Origin of the sequence: Kitasatospora purpeofusca, from assembly GCF_036010405.1 — a bacterium.
GTDB lineage: Bacteria > Actinomycetota > Actinomycetes > Streptomycetales > Streptomycetaceae > Kitasatospora > Kitasatospora purpeofusca.
The window spans coordinates 4,646,323-4,667,449 of record NZ_CP108561.1; the positions used below are offsets into that span (position 1 = coordinate 4,646,323).

Here is a 21,127-nt window from a genome sequence, read left to right on the forward strand (position 1 = left end):
CTCCAGATCAGTCGCTCGGCCGGGACCCGCTCAGCGGCGGATACCGGTGGCGAACGGCAGGGTGTTGACGAACGCGCGGTGGTGCTCGCGGTCGCACCACTCCAGCTTCAGATAGCTCTTGCCGGCCGAGGCCCGGATCGTCCGCTTGTCCCGGGCCAGCGCGTCCGGATTGCGCGAGGAGACCGTGATGTACCCGACCAGGTTGACGCCGGCCGCGCCGGACGCCAGGTCGTCGCCCCGCTGGTCCACCCGGCCGGTGTGGGCCAGGTCGCGCGGGTCGACCGTGCGGTTCATCTTGGCGGCGCGGCTGGCCTCGGCCTCGTCGTTGGTCTTCTCGGTCAGCATCCGCTCGATGGCGACATCGGTCGGCTCCAGGTCCATCGTCACCGCCACCGTCCGGATCACGTCCGGGGTGTGCACCAGCAGCGGCGCCAGGAAGTTGACGCCGACCGGGGTCAGCGGCCACTCCTTGATCCACGCGGTGGCGTGGCACCACGGCTCCCGGGTCGCCGACTCCCGGGTCTTCGCCTGAAGCAGCTGCGGGTGCGTGGCGTCCAGCTCGGCCGGCCAGGCGTTGCGCCTCGACATCGCCTGGATGTGGTCGATCGGGTGGTCCGGGTCGTACATCGAGTGCAGCAGCGAGGACAGCCGGGCCTGGCCCAGCGGCTGCCGCACCCGGATGTCCGCCTCCGCCAGCCGGGCGCAGATGTCGGTCAGCTCGCGGGCCATCACCGAGGCGAGGCCCTCGTCGTCCCGGGCCCGCCGGCCGGTGGCCGTCCGCCCCATCGCGTGCGCCTCGGCGGCGAGGTCCCGGGTGTAGTGCATGCACGCCACCAGGTACGCCCGGTGCTGCTCGGACGAGGTCGACACCATCGACTGCAACTGGTCGTACGAGTCCTGCAGCCAGTGCGGCGCACCCGGGTCGCCGCGCCGCTCCACGTCCTTGGCGTGCGCGTCCGGGTCGGCCGGCAGGGTCCGGGCCAGGATCTGCAGCCGGGTCACGAAGCCGTCCCCGTTCGCGACGTGCTTCAGCAGCGTCCCGAACCGGTCGACCAGCGCCTCCTGGTCCTCCGAGTCGCGCAGCCCGACACCCGGGCCCTCGATCTCGATCGCCGCCGTCACCGTGCGCCGCTCCAGGTGCATCAGCACCGCGACCTCGTCCGGCCCGAACGGCGCCGACAGCCAGCGCAGCCGCCCGACCCCGGGCGGCGGGCCGATCTCCACCTCACGGCCGTCCAGCCGCGTCCCGGCGTCGACCGCGTCCGACTTCCACACCGCCCGCCCGCTGCGGACCGTCCGCCGGTAGGTGCGGTTGATCTCCACCCACTTGTAGAACGTCCGGCGCCGGTACGGCACGTACACGGCCGCGATCGCCAGCGCCGGCAGACCCACCAGACCCGCGATGCGCAACGGCAGGACCGGCATCAGCAGACCCCAGAGCATGCCGAGGAACGCGCCGAAGATGATCAGCACGATCTCGCCGGACTCCCGGTTCCGGCCGATCGGCGCGTTCGGGCGGGCCTTGCCGATCAGGTAGGTGCGGCGCTGGTGCACATACGGCTGGGCGTACTGGGCCCCGTACTGGCCGAGCGGTTCGCTGCTCACTTACCCGTCACCCTCCCTTCGCTGGATTGCTGTCGCGGACCGGACCCGTGGCCTGGGCCGGCGGCCCGGCCTGCGGCGGCGTCGAGGGCGCCCGGGACGCGTGGGCGGCGATGCCCGGGGCGACCGAACCGCCACCGGCACCCCCACCGCCCCCGCCGCCCGGCGCACCGCGGTCGCCGTGCGTGCTGATGCCCTGCCGCATGAAGTTCGCGGTCCCGTTGATCATCGCCGACCCGGCGGACACCGCGCTCGCCCGGGCATGGCGCATGTTCATGATCTCGTCGCCGAAGCCCGGCACGAAGCGGTACACAGCGGCGCTCGCGAAGATCGACAGGAAGAGGATCGCCAGCCCCGACAGCACCCGGGCGAAGTCGTCGCTCGCCCCCGCCCCGGCCGACACCGCACCGGCCAGCCCGAGGATGATCACGATGATCGGCTTCGCCAGGTCCACCGCCAGCATCACCCCCGCCCAGCGGCGCACGTGCTTCCACAGCTGCTTGTCCACCAGCCCCGCGTACACCGCCGTCCCCAGCAGCGCGCCCACGTACAGCATCGCCGCCCGGATCAGCAGCTCGATCCAGAGCACCGCCGCGGCCAGCACGGCCACCAGCGAAGTGATGATCAGAATCAGCGGCCCGCCGCCGATGTCACCCTTCTCCAGGGTGTCCGCGAACCCGCCCAGATACGTCCCGGTGTCCGACTTCGTCCCCACCGCGATCGCCTTGGTCAGCCCGTCGGTCGCGCTCACCACCGTGTACAGGATCAACGGCGTGAACGCCGACGCAACCACCGTCAGCCAGAGGAACCCGATCGCCTCCGAGATCGCCGTCGTCAACGGCGCCCCGCGCACCGCCCGCTTGGTCACCGCGAGCAGCCACAGCACCAGGGTGACGACCGTCGACGCGGCGAACACCACCGCGTACTGCTGCAGGAACGACGCATTGGTGAAGTCCACCTCCGTCGTCCCGTCGATCGCCCCCGACAGCTTCCGCACCACCCACACCGCCGCCTGCGCACACCCCTTCGCCAGCGCCCCCAGCGGATCCGTCACCGCCCCGACCGTCCCGCCCCCGGGCAGCGAGGCCCCGCCGCCCGGCTTGTCGACACACAGAATGCCGTTGCCGGAGATGGGGAGATCGGGACAGCTCGCATTGGGTGTGGCCGACGGGGAGGGCGTCGCCGTCCCCGTCGGGGACGGCTCGGCGAAGACGCGCTGCGCCGCGAGCAGGGCCGCGAGCTGCACGGTCGCCAGCGCTCCCGCCAGCGTCCCCGCGCGGCGGACGGCGGGCCGGACGGCACCGCCGGCGGCGGCCCCCCCGCGCCCCGCTCGGCGGCCGGCCGACTGGTCGGCGGTCAGGTCAACGGGCATAGCGGAAACCCCCGAACTGCTGGACGGCGCCGGTGATCTCCTCGGCGGTGGCGGCCTGTTCGTCGCCCGGCATGGGCGCGGGCCCCTGCCGGCTTGCGTAGTCCGTGAGCTTCCAGTCGCCACCCGTCCAGCGCAGACCAAGGGTGAGCGTGAACCAGCTCGCCAGCACCGGCTGCACCGAGCGCTCGCCGGCCAGCCCGGTCAGACCGGTGCACCAGACCTCGACCTTGGTCTCGGTGTCGGTGTAGCCGACCGCCTTGGCGCCGACCGGGACGGTGCGGCTGACGAAGGTGAGGCCCTTGGGCGCGCGGCCCTGGGCGTCCAGTCCGTAGCGGGCCACGGTGTCGGCGCCGAACCCCTGGTCCAGCCGGGACTGGAGGGTCGGCGCGGCGGCCGGGTCGGCGATGGTGGTGACGATGGTGTGGCGGCTGTCGGTGCGGAACATCTCGGCGGAGCCGATGGCCACGGCGTAGTTGGCGGCAGCGGACTGGGCGCCCTGGTCGGTGTGCGGGAAGCCGGCGCCGATGCCGTTGACGGTGGCGGTCACCGGCTGGTCACCGCTGGGCGCGGGGCCCGCGCCGGAGGTGGCGGTGGCCGCGGCGGCCCGGTCGGCGGAGCGTCCGGTGGCGGCGGTGCCGGGGTCGGGCTTGCCCCGGTTGGCGATGGAGATCGCCAGGACGAGCAGGGTGACGATCACCAGGACGGTCAGCAGGGTCCGCAGCGGGCGCGCCTGACGTGCGCTCATCTGCGACGAGGGCTGTTCGCCGACCGGCAGCCGCGTTCGGGTGTGCGGCTGGTCGTCGGACAACGGCACGGCGGCCCTCCTGGTGCGGGGAGCCGGGGGCGGCTCCGGGGGCCCCTCCGGCCGTGGGCGGGCGGGAGGGAAGGGGTGGTGGATGGATTCCCGGCGTGGCGCCGGACATGCACGGATGCCCGGTCGGACGGTCCGGCAGTCGGAAGGTCGGACGATCGGACAGGTCGACCGGCAAGGATGCCGCGCCGTCCGCCGGCGCGTCACGACGGTCCGCCCCATGGGCGCCGTCGGCTCAGCCCCGGCTGTCCGCTCCGTCAGTCCGCTCCGTCAGTCCGGCCCGTGCTGCCCGATCGTCAGATCGCCATGCCGTACACAATGGTGAACAGAGTGCCAAGTGATCCAATGATGAACACGCCGGTCAGGCCGGCGATGATCAGCCCCTTGCCCTGTTCGGCGCCGAAACTGTCACGCATCGCGGTGGCGCCGATCCGCTGCTTGGCCGCACCCCAGACGGCGAGGCCGAGGCAGCCCAGGATCGCCACGGCCATGACGACCTCGATCATCACCCGGGCCTCCGAGCCGAGGCTCGCGAACGGCCCCCAGTCCGGGGCGATCCCGCCGATGATGGTGTCGATATTCGGCTTCTTTGGAGGGTCCTCGGCCAGGTGGCCGATCGCGATGCTGTGCACGCTGCTCTGGTTCATTTCCATCTCACCGCCCGATCAGGCAAATTCAAGGGCCCAGACCCCGCCCGCGCGAAGGGTCGGTACCTATTCTTGGCCAGATCTGATGTCGACTTGGCTGCTTCTCGCGGATTGGTCGTGAGGCATCGGACACGTACGCGAGGATGTCCACCGTACGAAGGATAGCGCTCACTCTTTGTATCTCTGATGATTGCGGTGAGCAACGCCTTCCGGGACACTTCGACTGACGATTCGTCGGGATGGTGCTGATGGTACTCCGGAAGGGCGCTACGGCCGCCGCTGCCGCAGGAGTTGTCGCGGTCGGCTTCATCGGGCTGGTGACGTTCGGGACGTATGCGGCGAGCGGGACTCCGCAGAGTCAGGGCAATGCCGCCGGACTCTCCCCGGGAACCGTTCCGGCCGCGTACCAAGGGCCGATCGAACAGTGGGGCCGGCTCTGCCCCGACCTCTCCCCCCCTTTGCTCGCGGCGCAGTTGTACCAGGAAAGCGGCTTCGACCCGCGGGCCCGTTCCGGGGTCGGGGCGGAGGGATTGGCGCAGTTCATCCCGGGCACCTGGGCGGCGTACGGCACGGACGGCAACAACGACGGCCGGAAGGACCCCTGGGAGCCGCTGGACGCGATCGCCTCGGCTGCCACCTTCGACTGCGCGCTCGCCACCCTCGTCGGCAAGGTCCCGGGCGACCGCCAGTCGAACATGCTGGCCGCCTACAACGCCGGGCCGGGCGCGGTGACGAAGTACCAGGGCGTGCCGCCGTACCGGGAGACCCAGGGGTACGTGCGGAACATCCTGGCCACGTCCCGCAGCTTCGCCGCCCCGGTCGCACCGGGCGCGCCCGTGGAGGTCTCCGCGCAGTCCGCCGGGGCGATCTACTTCGCCCAGGACAAGCTGGGCACCCCGTACCTGTGGGGCGGTGACGGGCTGGACTCGCAGAACGGGCGGTTCGACTGCTCCGGGCTCACCAAGGCGGCGTTCGAGAGCGTCGGCATCCTCCTGCCCCGGGTCGCCAACGACCAGTGGTACGCGGGCCCGCACCCGTCCCGCGACCAGCTGCGTCCGGGCGACCTGGTGTTCTGGGCGACCGATCTGACCGACCCGCGCTCCATCCACCACGTGGGCATCTACGTCGGCGGCGGGTACATGATCAACGCTCCGCACACCGGTGCGGTGATCCGCTACGACAAGATCGACACCAAGGAGTACATCGGCGCCACCCGGGTGACCTCGGACGCCGCCCAGGCCCTGCCGAACCGCAACGCCGACGGCGGGGTGATCGCCCCGAGCCGCCCCGGCGACCCGGCCCCCACCCCCTCGTCCCCGGCGACCCCCTCCGCCCCGGCGGCCCAGGTGGCACAGGCGGCCCCGGCCGCCCGGCCCACCGCGGCCGCCGCCGGCGGCGGACCGGCCCGTTCCGGTCAAACCCCCGCAAAGAACTGATCCCCGACCGCCCGGCCGGTGTGCGCGCGGCGTGGACGCTGAGTCAAGTTTCCATAACCGCGCGTTTCCGTGGAACGCTGTCCGTCGGTTATGACGTTGTGTCCGTTGGCCTTCCGTCAGCCGCCCCGACCCGGGCGACGGCGGACGGCCGCGGCCGGAACGATCCAGGTGCAACGGACCAGAAGGAGGTACGGCGTGTCGACGCCGCTTGCCGACACGACCAACCCCGACCTCGGCCTGCTCCACGCCGTCAACGGCCTGGCCAAACACGCCCCGGCCCGACTGGACCACCTGGTCTCCTGGATCGGCGAGTACGGCATCCTGATCGGCCTCGCGCTGCTGGGCCTGATCGGCTGGCTGCAGGCCCGGCGGCGGCCGGACGCCCCGGTGGCGGTCGCCGGGCTGCTCTGGGCCCCGCTGTCGGTCGCCATCGCCGAGCTCGCCAACCTGCCGATCGCGGCGATCGTGGACCGCCCCCGGCCCTTCGTGGACCACCCCGACCTGGAGGTGCTGGTCGAGGGCAAGGCCGGCACCTACTCCTTCGTCAGCGACCACTCCACGATGTCGATGGGCATCGCGGTGGCCCTCTTCCTGGTGAACCGCCGGCTCGGCTGGATCGCCGGCGGCCTGGCCCTGCTGCAGGGCTTCTGCCGGATGTACATGGGCGTCCACTACCCCACCGACGTGATCGGCGGCTTCGCGCTGGCGGTCGCCGTGGTGCTGCTGCTGGCGCCGATCGCGATGGCCGTGCTCGTCCCGCTCTGCCACGCCCTGACCCGCACCCCGCTCGCCCCGCTGATCCGCGCCGGACGGCGCGGCGAGCTCGGCGGCGGCGGACGGGGCCCGGGGCGCGGCGGACGGGGGCGGCGCGGCGGCGGGACGCGCGGCACGGTCCGCGCCGAGGAGCCCCGGCCCGAGTCCGACCTGGCCGCGTAGCCCGAGGGACGGCGGCTACCCCGGGGCGGCGCCGCTGCCGGTCAGGTGGTCGTCGGCCTCGCGGCGGGTGAGGTCGCGCGAGCGCCGGGCCGGGGAGAACCAGCCGCAGCTGCAGGTCGCGAAGCAGAAGGAACCGCGTTCGCTGATCACGACGCGGTGCTCGGGCATCCGGACGGTGCCGGGAACGTCCGGCAGCTCACTGTGCACGTGGTTCACGGTAACGCGCCGGATCACCGGCGCGCGAGGTCCGGAACGCGCCGGGTCCCGCGTAACCCCTCACGCCCCAACTCGTTTGCCCGGAAAGAGCTCTGCCCACCCCCCGACGGTGGTCGGCGGGGCAGTCGGGCCCGAGGGGGTTTCGCGAGGATGAACATGACCGACCAGCAGCGCAACGGCCGAACGGTCGGCCGGGCGGAGCGGCGGCCGCGGCCGGCGGCGGGGGCCGTGCTGCTCGCCGCCGTCCTCACCGGCGCGGCCGGACTGGCCGGCTGCTCGCCGGACAGCGCCGGGGGCGCCTCGGCCGACCAGCAGGCGAGCAGCACCCCGGACCAGCTCTCCACCGACCCGCTGACGGCGGTCCGCGGCACCGCGGACATCACCGGCCGGGCCGGTTCGGCGCACGCCGTCACCGAGCTGGTGACCGAGTCCGCCGACAAGAAGGCCGTCTTCACCGGCGCCGGCGGCTACGACTACGTGAAGCGGATCGGCCGGCTGGAGGTGCAGGTGCCGCCCGGCGCCGCGACCACCGGCAAGATCGTCGAGGTGCTGCTGCCCGGCACCGTCTACCTCCAGAACAGCGGCGCCAAGGTGCCCGAGGGCAAGTGGGTCAAGCTGGACGTGCGCCAGCTGCCGGACGGCAACCTGGTCAGCGGCGGGGCCACCGACCCGGCCTCCGCCGCGGGCGCGCTGCGCGGGGCGCAGAAGGCCGAGGTGGTGGGCACCGAGACGGTGGACGGGGTGTCCCTGAAGCACTTCCGCGGCACCCTGGACCTCGCCAAGGCGGCCGACGCCACCGGCGGCCGGGGCGGGGACGGCCTGCGGATGGGGGCGCAGACCTTCACCGTGAAGGACATCCCCTACGACGCCTGGCTGGACGACCAGGGCCGGCTGCACAAGGTGGTCGAGGTCTTCACCTTCGCCGGGGTGGCCGGGTCCAAGGAGCCGAAGGACCAGGTGAAGGTGGTCTCGACCACCACCCTGACGGACTTCGGCAAGCCGGTGGAGGCCGCCGAGCCCGCCGCCGCGGACATCTTCACCATGAAGCCCGGTGAGAACCCGAAGTAGCTCGGCGTGGGAGGCCGCCGGTCCGGGTGGGCCCGGGAGTCCCGGAGCCCACCCGTTTCGGCGGCGCCGAGATGGCCCGTCCGTGCCATGTGGACGGGCTCCGAAGTGCCTAGGCTGGACGTCGGGTGGCTGCCGCCCGGGCTGGTGAGGCGCTGAAGGGGTGGTGCAGGTGATGGCGTCCACGGGCGACCGCAGCGGCGGCCACGACGACGCGGCCCTCGACGAGATCGAGCTGGCCGGTGAGCTGATGATCGCCGCCACGGCCAGCAGCGGTGACCGGCTGCCGACCGAGCGGATCGACGAGGTGCTGCTCGACCGGCCCGAGGGCGGCCCGGCCGCCGAAGCCGCGCGGGAACTGCCGGACCCGCGCCGGCTGCCGGACCCGCAGGCACCGCCGGACCCGCGGAACCCGTAGCACCCGGGCCGGTGCCGCCGTCGGCCGCGCCGGGCTCAGCTGCGCAGCAGTCGGGCGATCGCCGCGGTGGCCTCGGCGACCTTGGCGTCCAGCTCGGCCCCGCCCTCCTCGGCGGCGGCGGCGACGCAGTGCCGCAGGTGCTCCTCCAGCAGGGAGAGCGCGAAGGACTGCAGGGCCTTGGTGCCGGCCGAGACCTGGGTGAGCACGTCGATGCAGTAGACGTCCTCGTCGACCATCCGCTGGAGGCCGCGGATCTGGCCCTCGATCCGGCGCAGCCGCTTGAGGTGCGCGTCCTTCTGGGCGCTGTACCCGTGCGGCCCGTGACCGGCGTGGGCGCCCCCGGCGGCGTCCGGGGAGACCTCGTGCTCGCCCTGCGGTTCCGCCCCGGGCGTCTGCTCCGGCCCGGTACGCGCTTGCGTGGTGGTCATCGGCCCGCCTTCGTCTGGGTGCCTGGGTGGCTGCGTCGGCCTCCAGTGTCCAACACCGGGACCCGTCGTGGTGTTCCTCCGCCGCCGTCGGCCCGGAACGGGGCGACGGCGGGCCGACAAGGGGTCGACGGCGGGCCCGGGACGGCAGCGGGCCGGGAGAGGCCGCGTCACGCCCGGTCGGCCCCGGGTTCCCCCGTCCGGGGAACACCCCGCCGTTCCGGCCGCACGGCAGGGGCAATCCGGGCGAGGTTCCGTCAGACTGGGGGCGCACGCCCGTACCTGTGGTGCATCGGACCCACCGCTGCGGCAGCTCAACGGAAGGGGAGGTTCCGGCTCCTTTTCGGCCACCCCGTTTGCGTTCCCACGCGCGGTTGCACCTAGCATCGTTCAGTCCCCTACCCCGCACATCGGAGATTTCCGTGCGTTTTAGCCTGACCCCGAAGGAGACGAGTTTCTACGACATGTTCGCCGCCGCCGCGGAGAACCTGGTCGTGGGCTCGAAGCTCCTGCTGGAACTGCTGGGATCAGACGTGTCGGCCCGCGCGGAGATCGTCGAGCGCATGCGCGCCGCCGAGCACGCCGGAGACGACACCACCCATGCGATCTTCCACCAGCTGAACTCGTCCTTCATCACGCCCTTCGACCGCGAGGACATCTACAACCTCGCCTCGTCGCTGGACGACATCATGGACTTCATGGAGGAGGCCGTCGACCTGGTCGTCCTCTATGACATCCAGACCCTGCCGAAGGGCATCGAGCAGCAGATCGAGGTCCTGGCCCGCGCCGCCGAGCTGACCGCCGAGGCGATGCCGAACCTGCGGAGCATGTCCAACCTGACCGAGTACTGGATCGAGGTCAACCGGCTGGAGAACCAGGCCGACCAGATCCACCGCAAGCTGCTCGCCCACCTCTTCTCCGGCCAGTACGAGGCGATCGAGGTGCTCAAGCTCAAGCAGGTCGTGGACGTCCTCGAACAGGCCGCGGACGCCTTCGAGCACGTCGCCAACACGGTGGAGACCATCGCGGTCAAGGAGTCCTGACCCCCGTGGACATGGCAGCACTCTTCGCCGTCGTCGGCGTTGCGTTCTTCTTCACCTACACCAACGGCTTCCACGACTCGGCCAACGCGATCGCGACCTCGGTCTCCACCCGGGCGCTGACGCCCAGGGCGGCGCTGGCGATGGCCGCGGTGATGAACCTGGCCGGCGCCTTCCTGGGCAGCGGGGTGGCGCACACCGTCTCCCAGGGCATCATCGAGACCCCGACCGGCAACCAGGGGATGGCGATCCTGTTCGCCGCGCTGGTCGGAGCGATCGCCTGGAACCTCGTCACCTGGTACTTCGGCCTGCCCTCCTCCTCCTCGCACGCGCTGTTCGGCGGCATGGTCGGCGCGGCCCTGGCCGGCGGCACCGAGGTGATCTGGAGCGGCGTCATCGACAAGATCATCATCCCGATGATCGTCTCCCCGGTGGTCGGCCTGGTCGGCGGCTTCCTGGTGATGCTGGCGATCCTCTGGCTGTTCCGCCGGGCCAACCCGCACCGGGCCAAGCGCAACTTCCGGGTCGCTCAGACCGCCTCGGCCGCCGCGATGGCGCTCGCGCACGGTCTGCAGGACGCGCAGAAGACGATGGGCATCGTGGTCATGGCACTGGTGATCTCGGGCCACGAGAGCCCGGACGACCCGATCCCGGTCTGGGTGAAGATCTCCTGCGCGGCCATGCTCTCGCTCGGCACCTACGCCGGCGGCTGGCGGATCATGCGGACCCTGGGCCGGAAGATCATCGAGCTCGACCCGCCGCAGGGCTTCGCCGCCGAGGCCACCGCCTCGACGGTCATGTACATCACCTCGTTCGTCTTCAAGGCGCCGATCTCCACCACCCACGTGATCACCTCGGCGATCATGGGCGCGGGTGCCACCAAACGGATCCGCGCGGTGCGCTGGGGCGTCGCCAAGAACATCGTGCTCGGCTGGTTCATCACCATGCCGGCCGCCGCCCTGGTCGCGGCGCTGGTGTACTGGTTCGTCCACCTGTTCTGGGGCTGACCGGCCCCCGGCCGTCCGGCCGCGGAACCCGGGCACGCGCACGGAATCGCACACGGACGCGCACACGGACGCGACAGGGCCCGCCCCCCAGATCTCGGGGGCGGGCCCTTTTCATGCTTCGCGGCGGCACCGCCATGCAGCACCGCGAAGCAGCCTGTGACGCGCTGCCCGCGCGGTCCGGCGGTTTAGCCGAAGCGGCCGGAGATGTAGTCCTCGGTCGCCTGCACGGACGGGTTGGAGAAGATCCGCTGGGTGTCGTCGAGCTCGATCAGCTTGCCCGGCTGGCCGACGCCGGCCAGGTTGAAGAAGGCGGTGCGGTCGCTGACGCGGGCCGCCTGCTGCATGTTGTGCGTCACGATGACGATGGTGAACTGGGTCTTCAGCTCGCCGATCAGGTCCTCGATGGCGAGGGTCGAGATCGGGTCGAGGGCCGAGCAGGGCTCGTCCATCAGCAGGACCTGCGGCTCGACCGCGATGGCGCGGGCGATGCAGAGGCGCTGCTGCTGACCGCCGGAGAGGCCGGCGCCGGGCTTGTTCAGCCGGTCCTTGACCTCGTTCCAGAGGTTGGCGCCCTGGAGGGACTTCTCGACCTTGTCGTCCAGCACGGACTTCTTGCGGATGCCCGAGAGCTTGAGACCGGCGATCACGTTGTCGTAGATCGACATGGTCGGGAACGGGTTCGGGCGCTGGAAGACCATGCCGACCGAGCGGCGGACGGCGACCGGGTCGACGCTGCTGCCGTACAGGTTCTCGTCGTCCAGGAGCACCTTGCCCTCGACGCGGGCGCCCGGGATCACCTCGTGCATCCGGTTGAGGGTCCGCAGGAAGGTGGACTTGCCGCAGCCGGAGGGGCCGATGAAGGCCGTCACCGAGCGGGGTTCGATCGCCATCGAGATGTCCTCGATGGCCTTGGTGGAGCCGTAGTAGGCGGACAGTCCGCTGACGTCGATGCGCTTGGCCATGATCGTTCGTCTTCTCTCAGTCTTCGTCGTCGTACGTCAGTCGGTCGCTCAGTGCCCGGCCTTGGGCGAACGCCACCGGGCGATGCCCCGGGCAATGAGGTTGAGCCCCATCACGAAGGCGATCAGCACGAGCGCGGCTCCCCAGGCACGGGCGTAGCCGTACTGGTTGTTCACCTGGGAGTACTGCATCCAGATGTACATCGGCAGTGACTGCTGCGGCCCGTCGAACGGGTTGTTGTTGATGTAGTCCGCGCCGAAGACCAGCAGCATCACCGGTGCGGTCTCACCCGTGATGCGGGCGACCGCGAGCATCACACCGGTGGTGATGCCGCCGATGGCGGTGGGGATGACGATCCGGAGAATCGTCTTCCACTTCGGCACGCCGAGCGCGTACGACGCCTCGCGCAGCTCGTTCGGGACGAGCTTGAGCATCTCCTCGGTGGAACGGACCACGACCGGCAGCATCAGGATGGCCAGCGCGAGGCTGCCCGAGAAGCCGGAGTAGTTGAAGCCGAGGGCGAGGTTCCAGACGGACAGGATGAACAGACCGGCGACGATCGACGGGACACCCGTCATGACGTCGACGAAGAAGGTGACCGCCTTGGCCAGCTTGCCCCGGCCGTACTCGACCAGGTAGACGGCGGTCAGCAGACCGATGGGCGCGGCCATCAGGCTGGCGAGGAAGACCTGCTGCAGGGTGCCGATCAGCGCGTGGTAGATACCACCGCCGGGGCCGGAGGCCCGCACGCCGCGCATGGAGTGGGACAGGAAGTTCCCGTCCACCACCTTGGCGCCCTGCTGGAAGGTGTAGAAGGTCAGGGCCAGCAGCGGGATCACGGCCAGGATGAAGGCGACCCAGACCACCGAGGTGGCGAGCCGGTCCTTGGCCTGGCGGCGGCCCTCGACCTGCGCCGAGAGCACGTAGCTGATGACCACGAAGAGGATCGCGGAGATCAGGCCCCACTGGAGCTTGCTCTCCAGACCGCCGACCGCGCCGATACCGCAGCCGAGGGCGATGGAGCCGGCTGCCACGGCGGCCGGGGCCCACTTGGGCAGCCGGTTGGCGGTCAGCGGCCGGCCCAGCGGACGGGCGTCCGCCGGGACCGACGTCGTAGCGGCACTCATGCGTTGGCCCCCGAGTACTCCTTGCGGCGGGCGACGATCAGCCGCGCGGCACCGTTCACCAGCAAGGTGATGACGAACAGGACGAGACCGGAGGCCATCAGCGCGTCCCGGCCGAAGGGCTGGGCCTCGCTGAACTTCAGCGCGATGTTCTGCGCGAAGGTGCCGCCGCCCGGGTCGAGCACGTGCAGCGAGAGGACACTGCTGGAGGAGAGCACGATGGCGACCGCGATGGTCTCGCCGAGCGCGCGGCCGAGGCCGAGCATCGAGGCCGAGATGATGCCGGGGCGGCCGAACGGCAGCACCGCGGTGCGGATCATCTCCCAGCGGGTCGCGCCGAGCGCGAGCGCGGCCTCCTCGTGCATCCGCGGCACCTGCCGGAAGATCTCACGGCTGACCGCGGTGATGATCGGGAGGACCATGATCGCCAGCAGGATGCCGACGGTGAAGAGGTTGCGCGGGGTGGTCGCCCGGGACTGGTCGAAGATGTACGTCCAGCCGAGGTAGTCGTCCATCCAGCTGGTCAGGCCCTCCAGGTGCGGCACCAGGAAGAGCGCGCCCCACAGGCCGTAGATGATGCTGGGCACGGCCGCCAGCAGGTCCACCAGGTAGGCGAACGGCTGGGCGATCCGGCGCGGCGCGTAGTGGGAGATGAACAGCGCGATCCCGATCGCCACCGGCACCGCGATCACCATCGCGATCGTCGCGCTGACGATGGTGCCGAACACCAGGACGGCGATGCCGAAGACCGGCTTCGGGGCGTCCGGCGTCCACTCGAAGGTGGTGAAGAAGTTGCCCTCGTTCTTGCTCAGGGCGATGCCCGAGCGCCAGGTCAGGAAGCCCGCGATGGCGGCCATGACCACCAGCAGCAGGATGCCCGACCCGCGGGACAGGTTCATGAAGATCTTGTCGCCGACCCGGCTGTCGCGCCGGCGGCGCTCCCCGCCGGGCGGGGCGGCAGGGGTGTTTGAAGTCATTGGTCTACTCCGGTCTGGTGGTGCGGCCCCGAGGGGGCGGCACCATGGCGGCGGTGCCCCGGACGTGGTGCGTTGTCGGTACGTTCCGCTGGGGACGGCCCCGGCCCCCCTCGTTCACGGGGCCGCCCCAGCGGAGGTGCTACTGGATCAGGCGAGGGCCTTGACCGCGGCGGTGACCTTGCCGGTCAGCTCCTTCGGCAGCGGGACGTAGCCCGCGTCGCCGATCGCCTTCTGGCCCGCGTCGCTGATGGAGTAGGTCAGGAAGGCCTTGAGGGCGTCCAGCGTGTCGGCCTTGTTGCCCTTGTCGCAGACGATCTCGTAGGTGACCAGGACCAGCGGGTAGGAGCCCTCGTCCTTGGTCGCGTAGTCGAGGGTCAGCGCCAGGTCGCTGCCGGTGCCGGCGATCTGCGCCTTGGCGAAGGTGTTCGCGGCGTTGACGGCGGTGGCCTCGACCGGCTTGGCGGCACCGGTGTTGATCGAGGCGCTCTTCAGGTTGTTGGTCTGGGCGAACGACAGCTCGGCGTAGCTGACCGAGTTCTTGACCTGCTTCACCTGGGCCGAGACGCCGGCCGAGCCGCTGGCGCCCTGGCCGCCCTTGCCCGCCCAGGCCTTGCTGGCCGGGTAGGACCAGGCTCCGGCCGAGGTCTTGGCGAAGTACTTGGTCAGGTTCTCGGTGGTGCCCGAGTCGTCGGTGCGGTGGAACGCCTGGATGTCGGCGTCCGGCAGCTTGGCGCTCGGGTTCAGCGCGACGATGGCCGGGTCGTTCCACTTGGTGATCTGCGAGTCGAAGATCTTCGCGATCGTCGGGCCGTCCAGGACGAGGTTGTCGACACCCTCGACGTTGTAGACGATCGAGATCAGGCCCGCGACGACCGGCAGGTTGATGCCCTGGCCACCGGTGCAGACGGCCTTGCTGGCGTCGACCTCGGCCGGCTTCAGCGCCGAGTCCGAACCAGCGAACTGGATCTTGCCCTGGTTGAACTGCTGGACACCGGCACCCGAGCCGCCGCCACCGTAGTTGATGGTGGTGTCCTTGCAGGCCGCGCCGAAGTTGTTCTTCAGGATGTCGATCGCGTTGCCCTGGGCGGTGGAGCCGGCAGACACCAGGGGGGCCTGCTTCGGGCCGCAGTCGATCGCCGGGGCAGCGGACGAGGAGCCGCCGGAGCCGGTCGCGGTGGTGTTGTTATCGTCCGAGCCGCAGGCCGCGAGCGACAGCGAGCTGACGAGCGCCATGGCACCGATCGCGAGGGCCTTGGAGCGGCCGTTCCGCTGGAGCTTCACAGGTGTCCCTTTCTGTGGCATTGCCCGACGCGCGGGTCGTGGCAAGCACGACGCAGCACGGGTTTTGCTGAGGTCCGGGGCCCCTTCGGCCCGCCGGTGATACCGAAAGTAAGCCGGGCAGGTGACGCGTCAGCCGGTCGTAAGTGAACGCAGAGTGAACCTCGGACGGATGACAGGAAACTACGTCAGGTAGTAACGGTTGCATCACGGCAAGAGCGCGGGAAGATCACTTCCACGCTTCCTTCACTACTCCCGGCCCCGCGCCCGCACCGGCTTCGCGCCCAGCAGCGCCAGCAGCGCGTCCACCAACCGCCGGTCCCGCTCATGGGTCAGCCGCGCCCGCGCCTTCCCGGCCGGCAGCCACTCCAGCAGGTCCACCTCCCGGTTCGGCCGGAACGCGCCTTCCGTCGGCACCGCCGCCCAGTACCGGACCTCCTTCGGCCGGCCCTGCGCCAGATAGTGCTGCGTCGGCAGCTCCGCCCCCAGCACGCAGGAGAACCCGGTCTCCTCCCGCACCTCCCGCAGCGCCGCCTCGACCACGCCCTCGCCGGGGTCCAGCTTCCCCTTCGGCAGGCTCCAGTCGTCGTACTTCGGCCGGTGGATCACCGCCAGCCTCGGCCGGCCCAGCCGCCCGCTCCGCTTCGGACGCCCCGGCAGCCAGAGCACCGCCCCCGCCGCCAGCACCACCGGCCCGCGGCCGACCGGCCACCGGTCCGCCGGCACCGGCCTCCCGCCCACCTCAGGCCGTCCGCGATTCCGGCGCCGACCCCCAGCCCTCGGCCGGAGGCAGCTCCAACCACGCCTCCGCCCCCGGCGGCAGCTCCGGCCAACGCCGGCCGAACGCGTACCGCGCCGCCTCCACCTCCAGCCGCTGGTCCGCGTGCACCACGCCCAGCACGTACGCCGTCGCCGGGGTGATCCGCGGCGTACGCGCCGCCGTCGCCGCCGTCACCGCCGCCTCCGACGCCTCCTGGTGCCGCAGCAGCACCTGGTCCAGGTCGTCCAGCACCGCCGACGGCCGCCCGCACACCTCCAGCGCGTACCGGGCCCGCTTCACCAGCACCCGGGTCCGGTGCCACGGCGCGTCGTCCGCGGCCAGCGCCGCGTCCGCGTCCAGCGCCCCCCGCGCACTGGGCACCGACCCCAGCCGACGCAGCCCGTCCCCGCCGTACGGCGTCGCCGCCCGCTGCAGCGGCAGCAGCTGGGTACTCGCCGCCAGCGCCCCGAACGCCGCCGCCGCCTGCGGCATCAGCACCGCCCCGGCCCGGCCCTCGGCCTGCTTCGCCAGCGGCGCGTCCGCCACCAGCAGCGTCATCCGGTCCGCCAGGGCGTGCAGCCGCGCCGACCGCAACTCCTGCAGCACCGTCGAGTGCGCCCTCGTCCGGGCCAGGGTGAGCTGCCGGTCCAGCAGCGCCCGCGCCTTGGGTGCCCCCGCGTGACCGGCCAGCATGCCCGGCCCCTCCGCCTCGCTGCCGCTCAGCCCGTCCAGCGCGCCCAGCAGCCGGGCCGCCCGCCGCACCAGACCCGGCTCCAGCGCCAGCAGGTTCAGCAGCCAGGACAGCTCCGCCCGCGACTCCTGCACCCAGCCCGACTCGAAGGACCCCCCGAAGGTGTGCAGCAGCCCGCCGATCCGCCGCACCGCCCGCAGCAGGTCCCCCGTGCCCGCGGCCGGGACGGCCGCCGCACCCGGTCTCGCGCCGACCTCGCCCACCGCCAGCGGCAGGGCGCGCAGGAACGCACCCGCCAGGCCGGTGAGATGGCTGGAGAGGATGTCCCCGGCGGTCGCGGTGGAGGCCGCCCGGTCCGTCATCGGCGCTTCGGTCATGGCTAGGTAGATCCCCGTTCCCCCGGGGCCGTCCCCGGGGCTGGTGGCCGACCGCTCAGCGGGTCCCTGCCGCTCAGCGGCTCGCGTCGGTGGGTCGCGCGGTCGCGTCGTCGAACCTCGTGCCGTCGTGTCCCCCGGCGGCGTGGCCCGCACCGTTCGGTCCGGTGCGGGCACGCCGCGCGGTGTCGCGGCTCACGTCGTCACGTCCGGCGTCACCGGGGTCGTGGCGGCGACCGGCGCTCATCTGGCCGCAACGGCCCGACGGCGCTGACGCGAGTCGATGAGGAGGTCCTGGACGTGCCGCAGCTGCTTGCCGTCGGCGTCCTGGGCGTGCCGGGTCCAGGACCCGTCCGCCCCGAGGTGCCAGGACTGCGTCTCGTCCGACATCCCGAGGTCGAGCAGCCCGGACAGCTCGGCCCGGTGCGCCGGGTCGGTGATCCGCAGCAGCGCCTCGATCCGGCGGTCCAGATTGCGGTGCATCATGTCGGCGCTGCCGATCCACACCTCCGGATCGCCGTTGTTGCCGAACACGAAGACCCGCGAGTGCTCCAGGAACCGCCCCAGGATGCTGCGCACCCGGACGTTCTCGCTCAGCCCCGGCACCCCGGGCCGGATCGCGCAGATGCCGCGCACCCACACGTCCACCGGCACCCCGGCCTGCGAGGCCCGGTACAGCGCGTCGATCAAGGCCTCGTCGACGATCGAGTTGACCTTGAGCTTCACATGCGCCGGACGCCCGGCCCGGTGGTTGGCGATCTCGTTGTGGATCCGCCCCACCAGACCGTCCCGCAGCCCCCGCGGCGCGGTCAGCAGCCGGCGGTAGGACTCGCGGCGCGAATAGCCCGAGAGCCGGTTGAAGAGGTCCGAGAGGTCCGCGCCGACCTGCGGGTCCGAGGTCAGCAGGCCCAGGTCCTCGTAGAGCCGGGCGGTCTTCGGGTGGTAGTTGCCGGTGCCGACGTGCGAGTAGCGGCGCAGGGTGTCGCCCTCCTGCCGGACCACCAGCGACAGCTTGCAGTGCGTCTTCAGCCCGACCAGGCCGTAGACCACGTGGCAGCCGGCCTCCTCCAGCTTGCGGGCCCACTTGATGTTGGCCTGCTCGTCGAAGCGCGCCTTGATCTCGACCAGGACCAGCACCTGCTTGCCGGACTCCGCCGCGTCAATCAGCGCGTCCACGATCGGCGAGTCCCCGGAGGTCCGGTACAGCGTCTGCTTGATCGCCAGCACGTCCGGGTCGCCGGCGGCCTGCTCCAGGAAGGCCTGCACCGAGGTGGAGAAGCTGTCGAACGGGTGGTGCAGCAGCACGTCCCGTTCGCGCATCGCGGCGAAGATGTCCGGCTGCGAGGCCGACTCGACATCGCTCAGGCCGCGCGCGGTGCCCGCCACGAACTTCGGGTAGCTCAGCTCCGGCCGGTCCAGCCCGGCGATGCCGAACAACCCGGTCAGGTCGAGCGGGCCGGGCAGCGGGAAGACCTCCGCCTCGGTGATGTTCAGCTCCCGCACCAGCAGGTCCAGGATGTAGGGGTCGATCGACTCCTCGACCTCCAGCCGCACCGGCGGGCCGAAGCGCCGCCGCATCAGCTCCTTCTCCAGGGCCTTGAGGATGTTCTCGGTGTCGTCCTCCTCCACCTCCAGGTCCTCGTTGCGAGTGACCCGGAAGGCGTGGTGGGCGAGCACCTCCATCCCCGGGAAGAGCTCCTCCAGATGCGCCCCCATGACGTCCTCCAGCGGCACGTACCGCTGCGGGGAGGCCTCCAGGAAGCGCGCGAGCGACTGCGGCACCTTCACCCGGGCGAAGTGCTTGTGCCCGGACACCGGGTTGCGCACGACGACGGCCAGGTTGAGCGAGAGCCCCGATATGTAGGGGAAGGGGTGCGCCGGGTCCACCGCCAGCGGGGTGAGGACCGGGAAGATCTTCTGCCGGAACAGCGAGTGCAGCCGCGCCTGCTCCTTCTCGGCCAGCTCCGACCAGCGGACCACCTCGATGCCCTGGGCCGCGAGGTCCGGCAGCACCTCCTGCTGGAACGCGGCGGCATGGCGGGCCATCAGCTCGCGCGACCGGGTCCAGATGAGGTCCAGCACCTCGCGCGGCTGCAGGCCCGAGGCACTGCGCTGGGCCACGCCGGTGGCGATCCTGCGCTTGAGGCCGGCCACCCGAACCATGAAGAACTCGTCGAGGTTGCTCGCGAAGATCGCCAGGAACTTGGTGCGTTCCAGCAGCGGGATCCCCGGGTCCTCGGCCAGTTCCAGGACCCGCTCGTTGAACGCGAGCCAGCTGCGCTCACGGTCCAGGAAGCGGCCCTGGGGCAGTTCCTCGGCGTCCTGCTCGTCGGTGACGGTCGGCTCCGGCGGTATCCCCAGCGCGCTGGACATCCGCGCGGGTGGGGAGGGCGGGGCAGGGACGGGGCGGGGGATGCTCATGGGCTCCAGCTCCTCCAGCAGGACGGCGTCCGGACACGAAATGCTCTTCGAGCCGTCGCCCTCGCCCGTCGCCCACGCCCACCCACCCGGCGCGGCTGCCACAGCAGCGGCCACGTGTGGGCCGACGCTGCACGAGCGAGACACTACGGACTTCATCCTGTGATCTTCGCGGCATTAATTGAATCCACGGTAAACACCGCATGGCCAGGAGGAAAGCTGAGGCGGTCGGTGCTGCGGCAGCGGGTGCACAACCGTTGCCGCGGCCTCCGTCTCTCCGCTAGGAGCCGCCGGGGCGCCCTATTCCGACCGTCACTCTCCGTTACGCGGAAAGGGGCGGCGGAACGGCCCCGACCGGGCCCACTCCGGCGCGGTACATCAGGTCGATTTCGTGCACGGTGAACCCGAGCCTTTCGTACACCCGCACCGCCGCCGGATTGTCCGCGTCGACGTACAGCAGCACGGTGTCCAGCCCCCGCTCGCCGGCGGCGCGACCCGTCAGATGGCGCAGGCCCGCCGCGGTCAGCGCCCGGCCCAGGCCGCTGCCCTGCTCCGCCGGATCGACGCCGACCACGTACACCTCGCCGAGCTCGGGCTCGGTGGCGGTGGCCGGGTGCACCTTCGTCCAGTGGAAGCCGACCGGCCTGCCCTCCCGGGTGGCGAGGAAGAAGCCGGCCGGGTCGAACCAGGGCTCGGCCAGCCGGTCGGCGAGGTCCGCCCCGGTCCAGGCGCCCTGCTCCGGGTGGTGGGCGAAGGCGAGCGCGTTCAGCCGCAGCCACTCGGCGTCGTCCTCGCCGGGGCGGAAGGTCCGCAGCTCGATCCCCGCGGGGGGCGGGGCCACCTCGGTCTGCGGCCCGGTCCGGCGCATCTGCCGCAGTTCGCGGACCAGCTCGGCGCCGTACGCGTCGGCCAGGTGGCGGGCCGCCGGATGGCCGCCGTGCACCCAGAAGTCGACATGGTCCCGGCCGGCCTTCCCGGCCTCGGCGAGCACGGCGTCCACCAGCGGACGGCCGAAGCCCTTGCCCCGGCCGGCCGGGGTGACGAGGAGCTCGGCGGCCGGGTTGGCCCCGCCGCTGTCGGGCACCTCCAGCTGGCCGTAGCCGACGACGGCGGCGGCCGCGGTGCCGTCCGGGTCGGCCGGCGGGTCGGCGAGCGCGAGGAAGTGGGTCACTCCGGGCCGGGCCGTCTCCGGGGAGCGCAGGCGGAGCCGCCCCTGCTCGGACACGGCCGCCCGGCCGTCCACCGCCTGGGCCTCCGCCAGGACCCGAAGGGCCGCGTCCCGCTGTGCCGGCCGCAGTACGTCGGAGGCGAGGACCGTGGCCGCGTCGCCCGTTGTTGCCGTTCCATCGTCCATGCCCTGACGATACGTCAACGGTCAACGCAAAGAACCCCCGTCGGTTTCCCGACGGGGGTTCTTCACAATGATTGTTCGGCGGCGTCCTACTCTCCCACAGGGTCCCCCCTGCAGTACCATCGGCGCTGTGAGGCTTAGCTTCCGGGTTCGGAATGTAACCGGGCGTTTCCCTCACGCTATGACCACCGAAACACTATGAAACTGTCAACCGCACCC

19 protein-coding genes, 1 rRNA gene and 1 pseudogene are annotated in these 21,127 nt (G+C 71.7%); 6 read left to right on the top strand and 15 right to left on the bottom strand.

The window, feature by feature from the left end; genetic code table 11:
* Window positions 1-30: 30 nt before the first annotated feature.
* The 4 genes from OG715_RS20570 to OG715_RS20585 form a co-directional block, all read right to left on the bottom strand.
* Window positions 31-1,605, bottom strand: a complete 1,575-nt coding sequence (locus OG715_RS20570; protein ID WP_266270273.1) for an SCO6880 family protein — start codon at window positions 1,603-1,605, stop codon at window positions 31-33.
* Between the two features lie 7 nt (window positions 1,606-1,612).
* Window positions 1,613-2,974, bottom strand: coding sequence for a hypothetical protein (locus OG715_RS20575; protein ID WP_266270274.1), 1,362 nt, complete (start codon window positions 2,972-2,974; stop codon window positions 1,613-1,615).
* Entirely contained in the window at window positions 2,964-3,788 is an 825-nt protein-coding gene (locus tag OG715_RS20580; RefSeq protein ID WP_266270275.1) for a hypothetical protein, read from the bottom strand. Before OG715_RS20580 ends, OG715_RS20575 begins: the two co-directional genes overlap by 11 nt.
* A gap of 293 nt (window positions 3,789-4,081) precedes the next feature.
* Window positions 4,082-4,432: a hypothetical protein gene (locus OG715_RS20585; RefSeq protein WP_266270277.1), complete on the bottom strand. Its 351-nt coding sequence runs from the start codon at window positions 4,430-4,432 to the stop codon at window positions 4,082-4,084.
* A gap of 248 nt (window positions 4,433-4,680) precedes the next feature.
* Between OG715_RS20585 and OG715_RS20590 the strand changes: the two genes are divergently transcribed.
* A complete protein-coding gene (locus OG715_RS20590) occupies window positions 4,681-5,868 on the top strand; it encodes a C40 family peptidase (RefSeq protein ID WP_266271753.1) in 1,188 nt (395 codons plus the stop codon).
* Window positions 5,869-6,063: 195 nt separating this feature from the next.
* Window positions 6,064-6,804 (top strand): phosphatase PAP2 family protein, encoded by a 741-nt coding sequence (locus OG715_RS20595; RefSeq protein WP_266270278.1) that lies wholly within the window; start codon window positions 6,064-6,066, stop codon window positions 6,802-6,804.
* A 15-nt stretch (window positions 6,805-6,819) separates the two neighbouring features.
* On the opposite strand, the gene OG715_RS20600 is transcribed toward OG715_RS20595, so the two are convergent.
* A complete protein-coding gene (locus OG715_RS20600) occupies window positions 6,820-7,011 on the bottom strand; it encodes a hypothetical protein (protein WP_266271861.1) in 192 nt (63 codons plus the stop codon).
* 165 nt (window positions 7,012-7,176) lie between these two features.
* On the opposite strand from OG715_RS20600, the gene OG715_RS20605 reads away from it, so the two are divergent.
* Both OG715_RS20605 and OG715_RS20610 read left to right on the top strand, forming a co-directional pair.
* On the top strand, window positions 7,177-8,088 hold the full coding sequence (locus OG715_RS20605) for a hypothetical protein (RefSeq protein ID WP_266270280.1): 912 nt from the start codon (window positions 7,177-7,179) through the stop codon (window positions 8,086-8,088).
* A gap of 172 nt (window positions 8,089-8,260) precedes the next feature.
* Window positions 8,261-8,503 carry a hypothetical protein gene (locus OG715_RS20610; protein ID WP_266270283.1) on the top strand — a complete coding sequence of 81 codons (243 nt, stop codon included), beginning with the start codon at window positions 8,261-8,263 and terminating at the stop codon, window positions 8,501-8,503.
* A 35-nt stretch (window positions 8,504-8,538) separates the two neighbouring features.
* On the opposite strand, the gene OG715_RS20615 is transcribed toward OG715_RS20610, so the two are convergent.
* Window positions 8,539-8,931 carry a metal-sensitive transcriptional regulator gene (locus tag OG715_RS20615; protein WP_266270285.1) on the bottom strand — a complete coding sequence of 131 codons (393 nt, stop codon included), beginning with the start codon at window positions 8,929-8,931 and terminating at the stop codon, window positions 8,539-8,541.
* Window positions 8,932-9,350: 419 nt separating this feature from the next.
* Here OG715_RS20615 and OG715_RS20620 point away from each other — a divergent pair, with 419 nt between their 5' ends.
* Together OG715_RS20620 and OG715_RS20625 are read left to right on the top strand one after the other, a co-directional pair.
* Window positions 9,351-9,971 (top strand): DUF47 domain-containing protein, encoded by a 621-nt coding sequence (locus OG715_RS20620; RefSeq protein WP_030312623.1) that lies wholly within the window; start codon window positions 9,351-9,353, stop codon window positions 9,969-9,971.
* A gap of 11 nt (window positions 9,972-9,982) precedes the next feature.
* Window positions 9,983-10,975, top strand: coding sequence for an inorganic phosphate transporter (locus OG715_RS20625; RefSeq protein ID WP_266271754.1), 993 nt, complete (start codon window positions 9,983-9,985; stop codon window positions 10,973-10,975).
* Between the two features lie 185 nt (window positions 10,976-11,160).
* Here OG715_RS20625 and pstB read toward each other — a convergent pair whose 3' ends face one another.
* The 9 genes and pseudogenes from pstB to rrf form a co-directional block, all read right to left on the bottom strand.
* Window positions 11,161-11,937 (bottom strand): phosphate ABC transporter ATP-binding protein PstB, encoded by a 777-nt coding sequence (gene pstB, locus OG715_RS20630; protein WP_266270286.1) that lies wholly within the window; start codon window positions 11,935-11,937, stop codon window positions 11,161-11,163.
* Between the two features lie 48 nt (window positions 11,938-11,985).
* Window positions 11,986-13,062: a phosphate ABC transporter permease PstA gene (gene pstA, locus OG715_RS20635; protein ID WP_266270288.1), complete on the bottom strand. Its 1,077-nt coding sequence runs from the start codon at window positions 13,060-13,062 to the stop codon at window positions 11,986-11,988.
* Window positions 13,059-14,036 carry a phosphate ABC transporter permease subunit PstC gene (pstC, locus tag OG715_RS20640; protein WP_030397518.1) on the bottom strand — a complete coding sequence of 326 codons (978 nt, stop codon included), beginning with the start codon at window positions 14,034-14,036 and terminating at the stop codon, window positions 13,059-13,061. Before pstC ends, pstA begins: the two co-directional genes overlap by 4 nt.
* 147 nt (window positions 14,037-14,183) lie before the next feature.
* A complete protein-coding gene (gene pstS / locus OG715_RS20645) occupies window positions 14,184-15,317 on the bottom strand; it encodes a phosphate ABC transporter substrate-binding protein PstS (protein WP_266270290.1) in 1,134 nt (377 codons plus the stop codon).
* A gap of 246 nt (window positions 15,318-15,563) precedes the next feature.
* Complete coding sequence (locus OG715_RS20650; RefSeq protein WP_407660999.1) at window positions 15,564-16,040, bottom strand: NUDIX hydrolase; 477 nt, start codon at window positions 16,038-16,040, stop codon at window positions 15,564-15,566.
* Between the two features lie 16 nt (window positions 16,041-16,056).
* Entirely contained in the window at window positions 16,057-17,142 is a 1,086-nt protein-coding gene (locus OG715_RS20655) for a CHAD domain-containing protein (protein ID WP_266270291.1), read from the bottom strand.
* Window positions 17,143-17,382: 240 nt separating this feature from the next.
* Window positions 17,383-19,536, bottom strand: a pseudogene (locus OG715_RS20660) (RNA degradosome polyphosphate kinase); the annotation flags it as partial.
* A gap of 343 nt (window positions 19,537-19,879) precedes the next feature.
* Window positions 19,880-20,911: a mycothiol synthase gene (gene mshD / locus OG715_RS20665; protein WP_266270293.1), complete on the bottom strand. Its 1,032-nt coding sequence runs from the start codon at window positions 20,909-20,911 to the stop codon at window positions 19,880-19,882.
* 73 nt (window positions 20,912-20,984) lie between these two features.
* A 5S ribosomal RNA gene (rrf, locus tag OG715_RS20670) occupies window positions 20,985-21,101 on the bottom strand.
* Window positions 21,102-21,127: the final 26 nt, after the last annotated feature.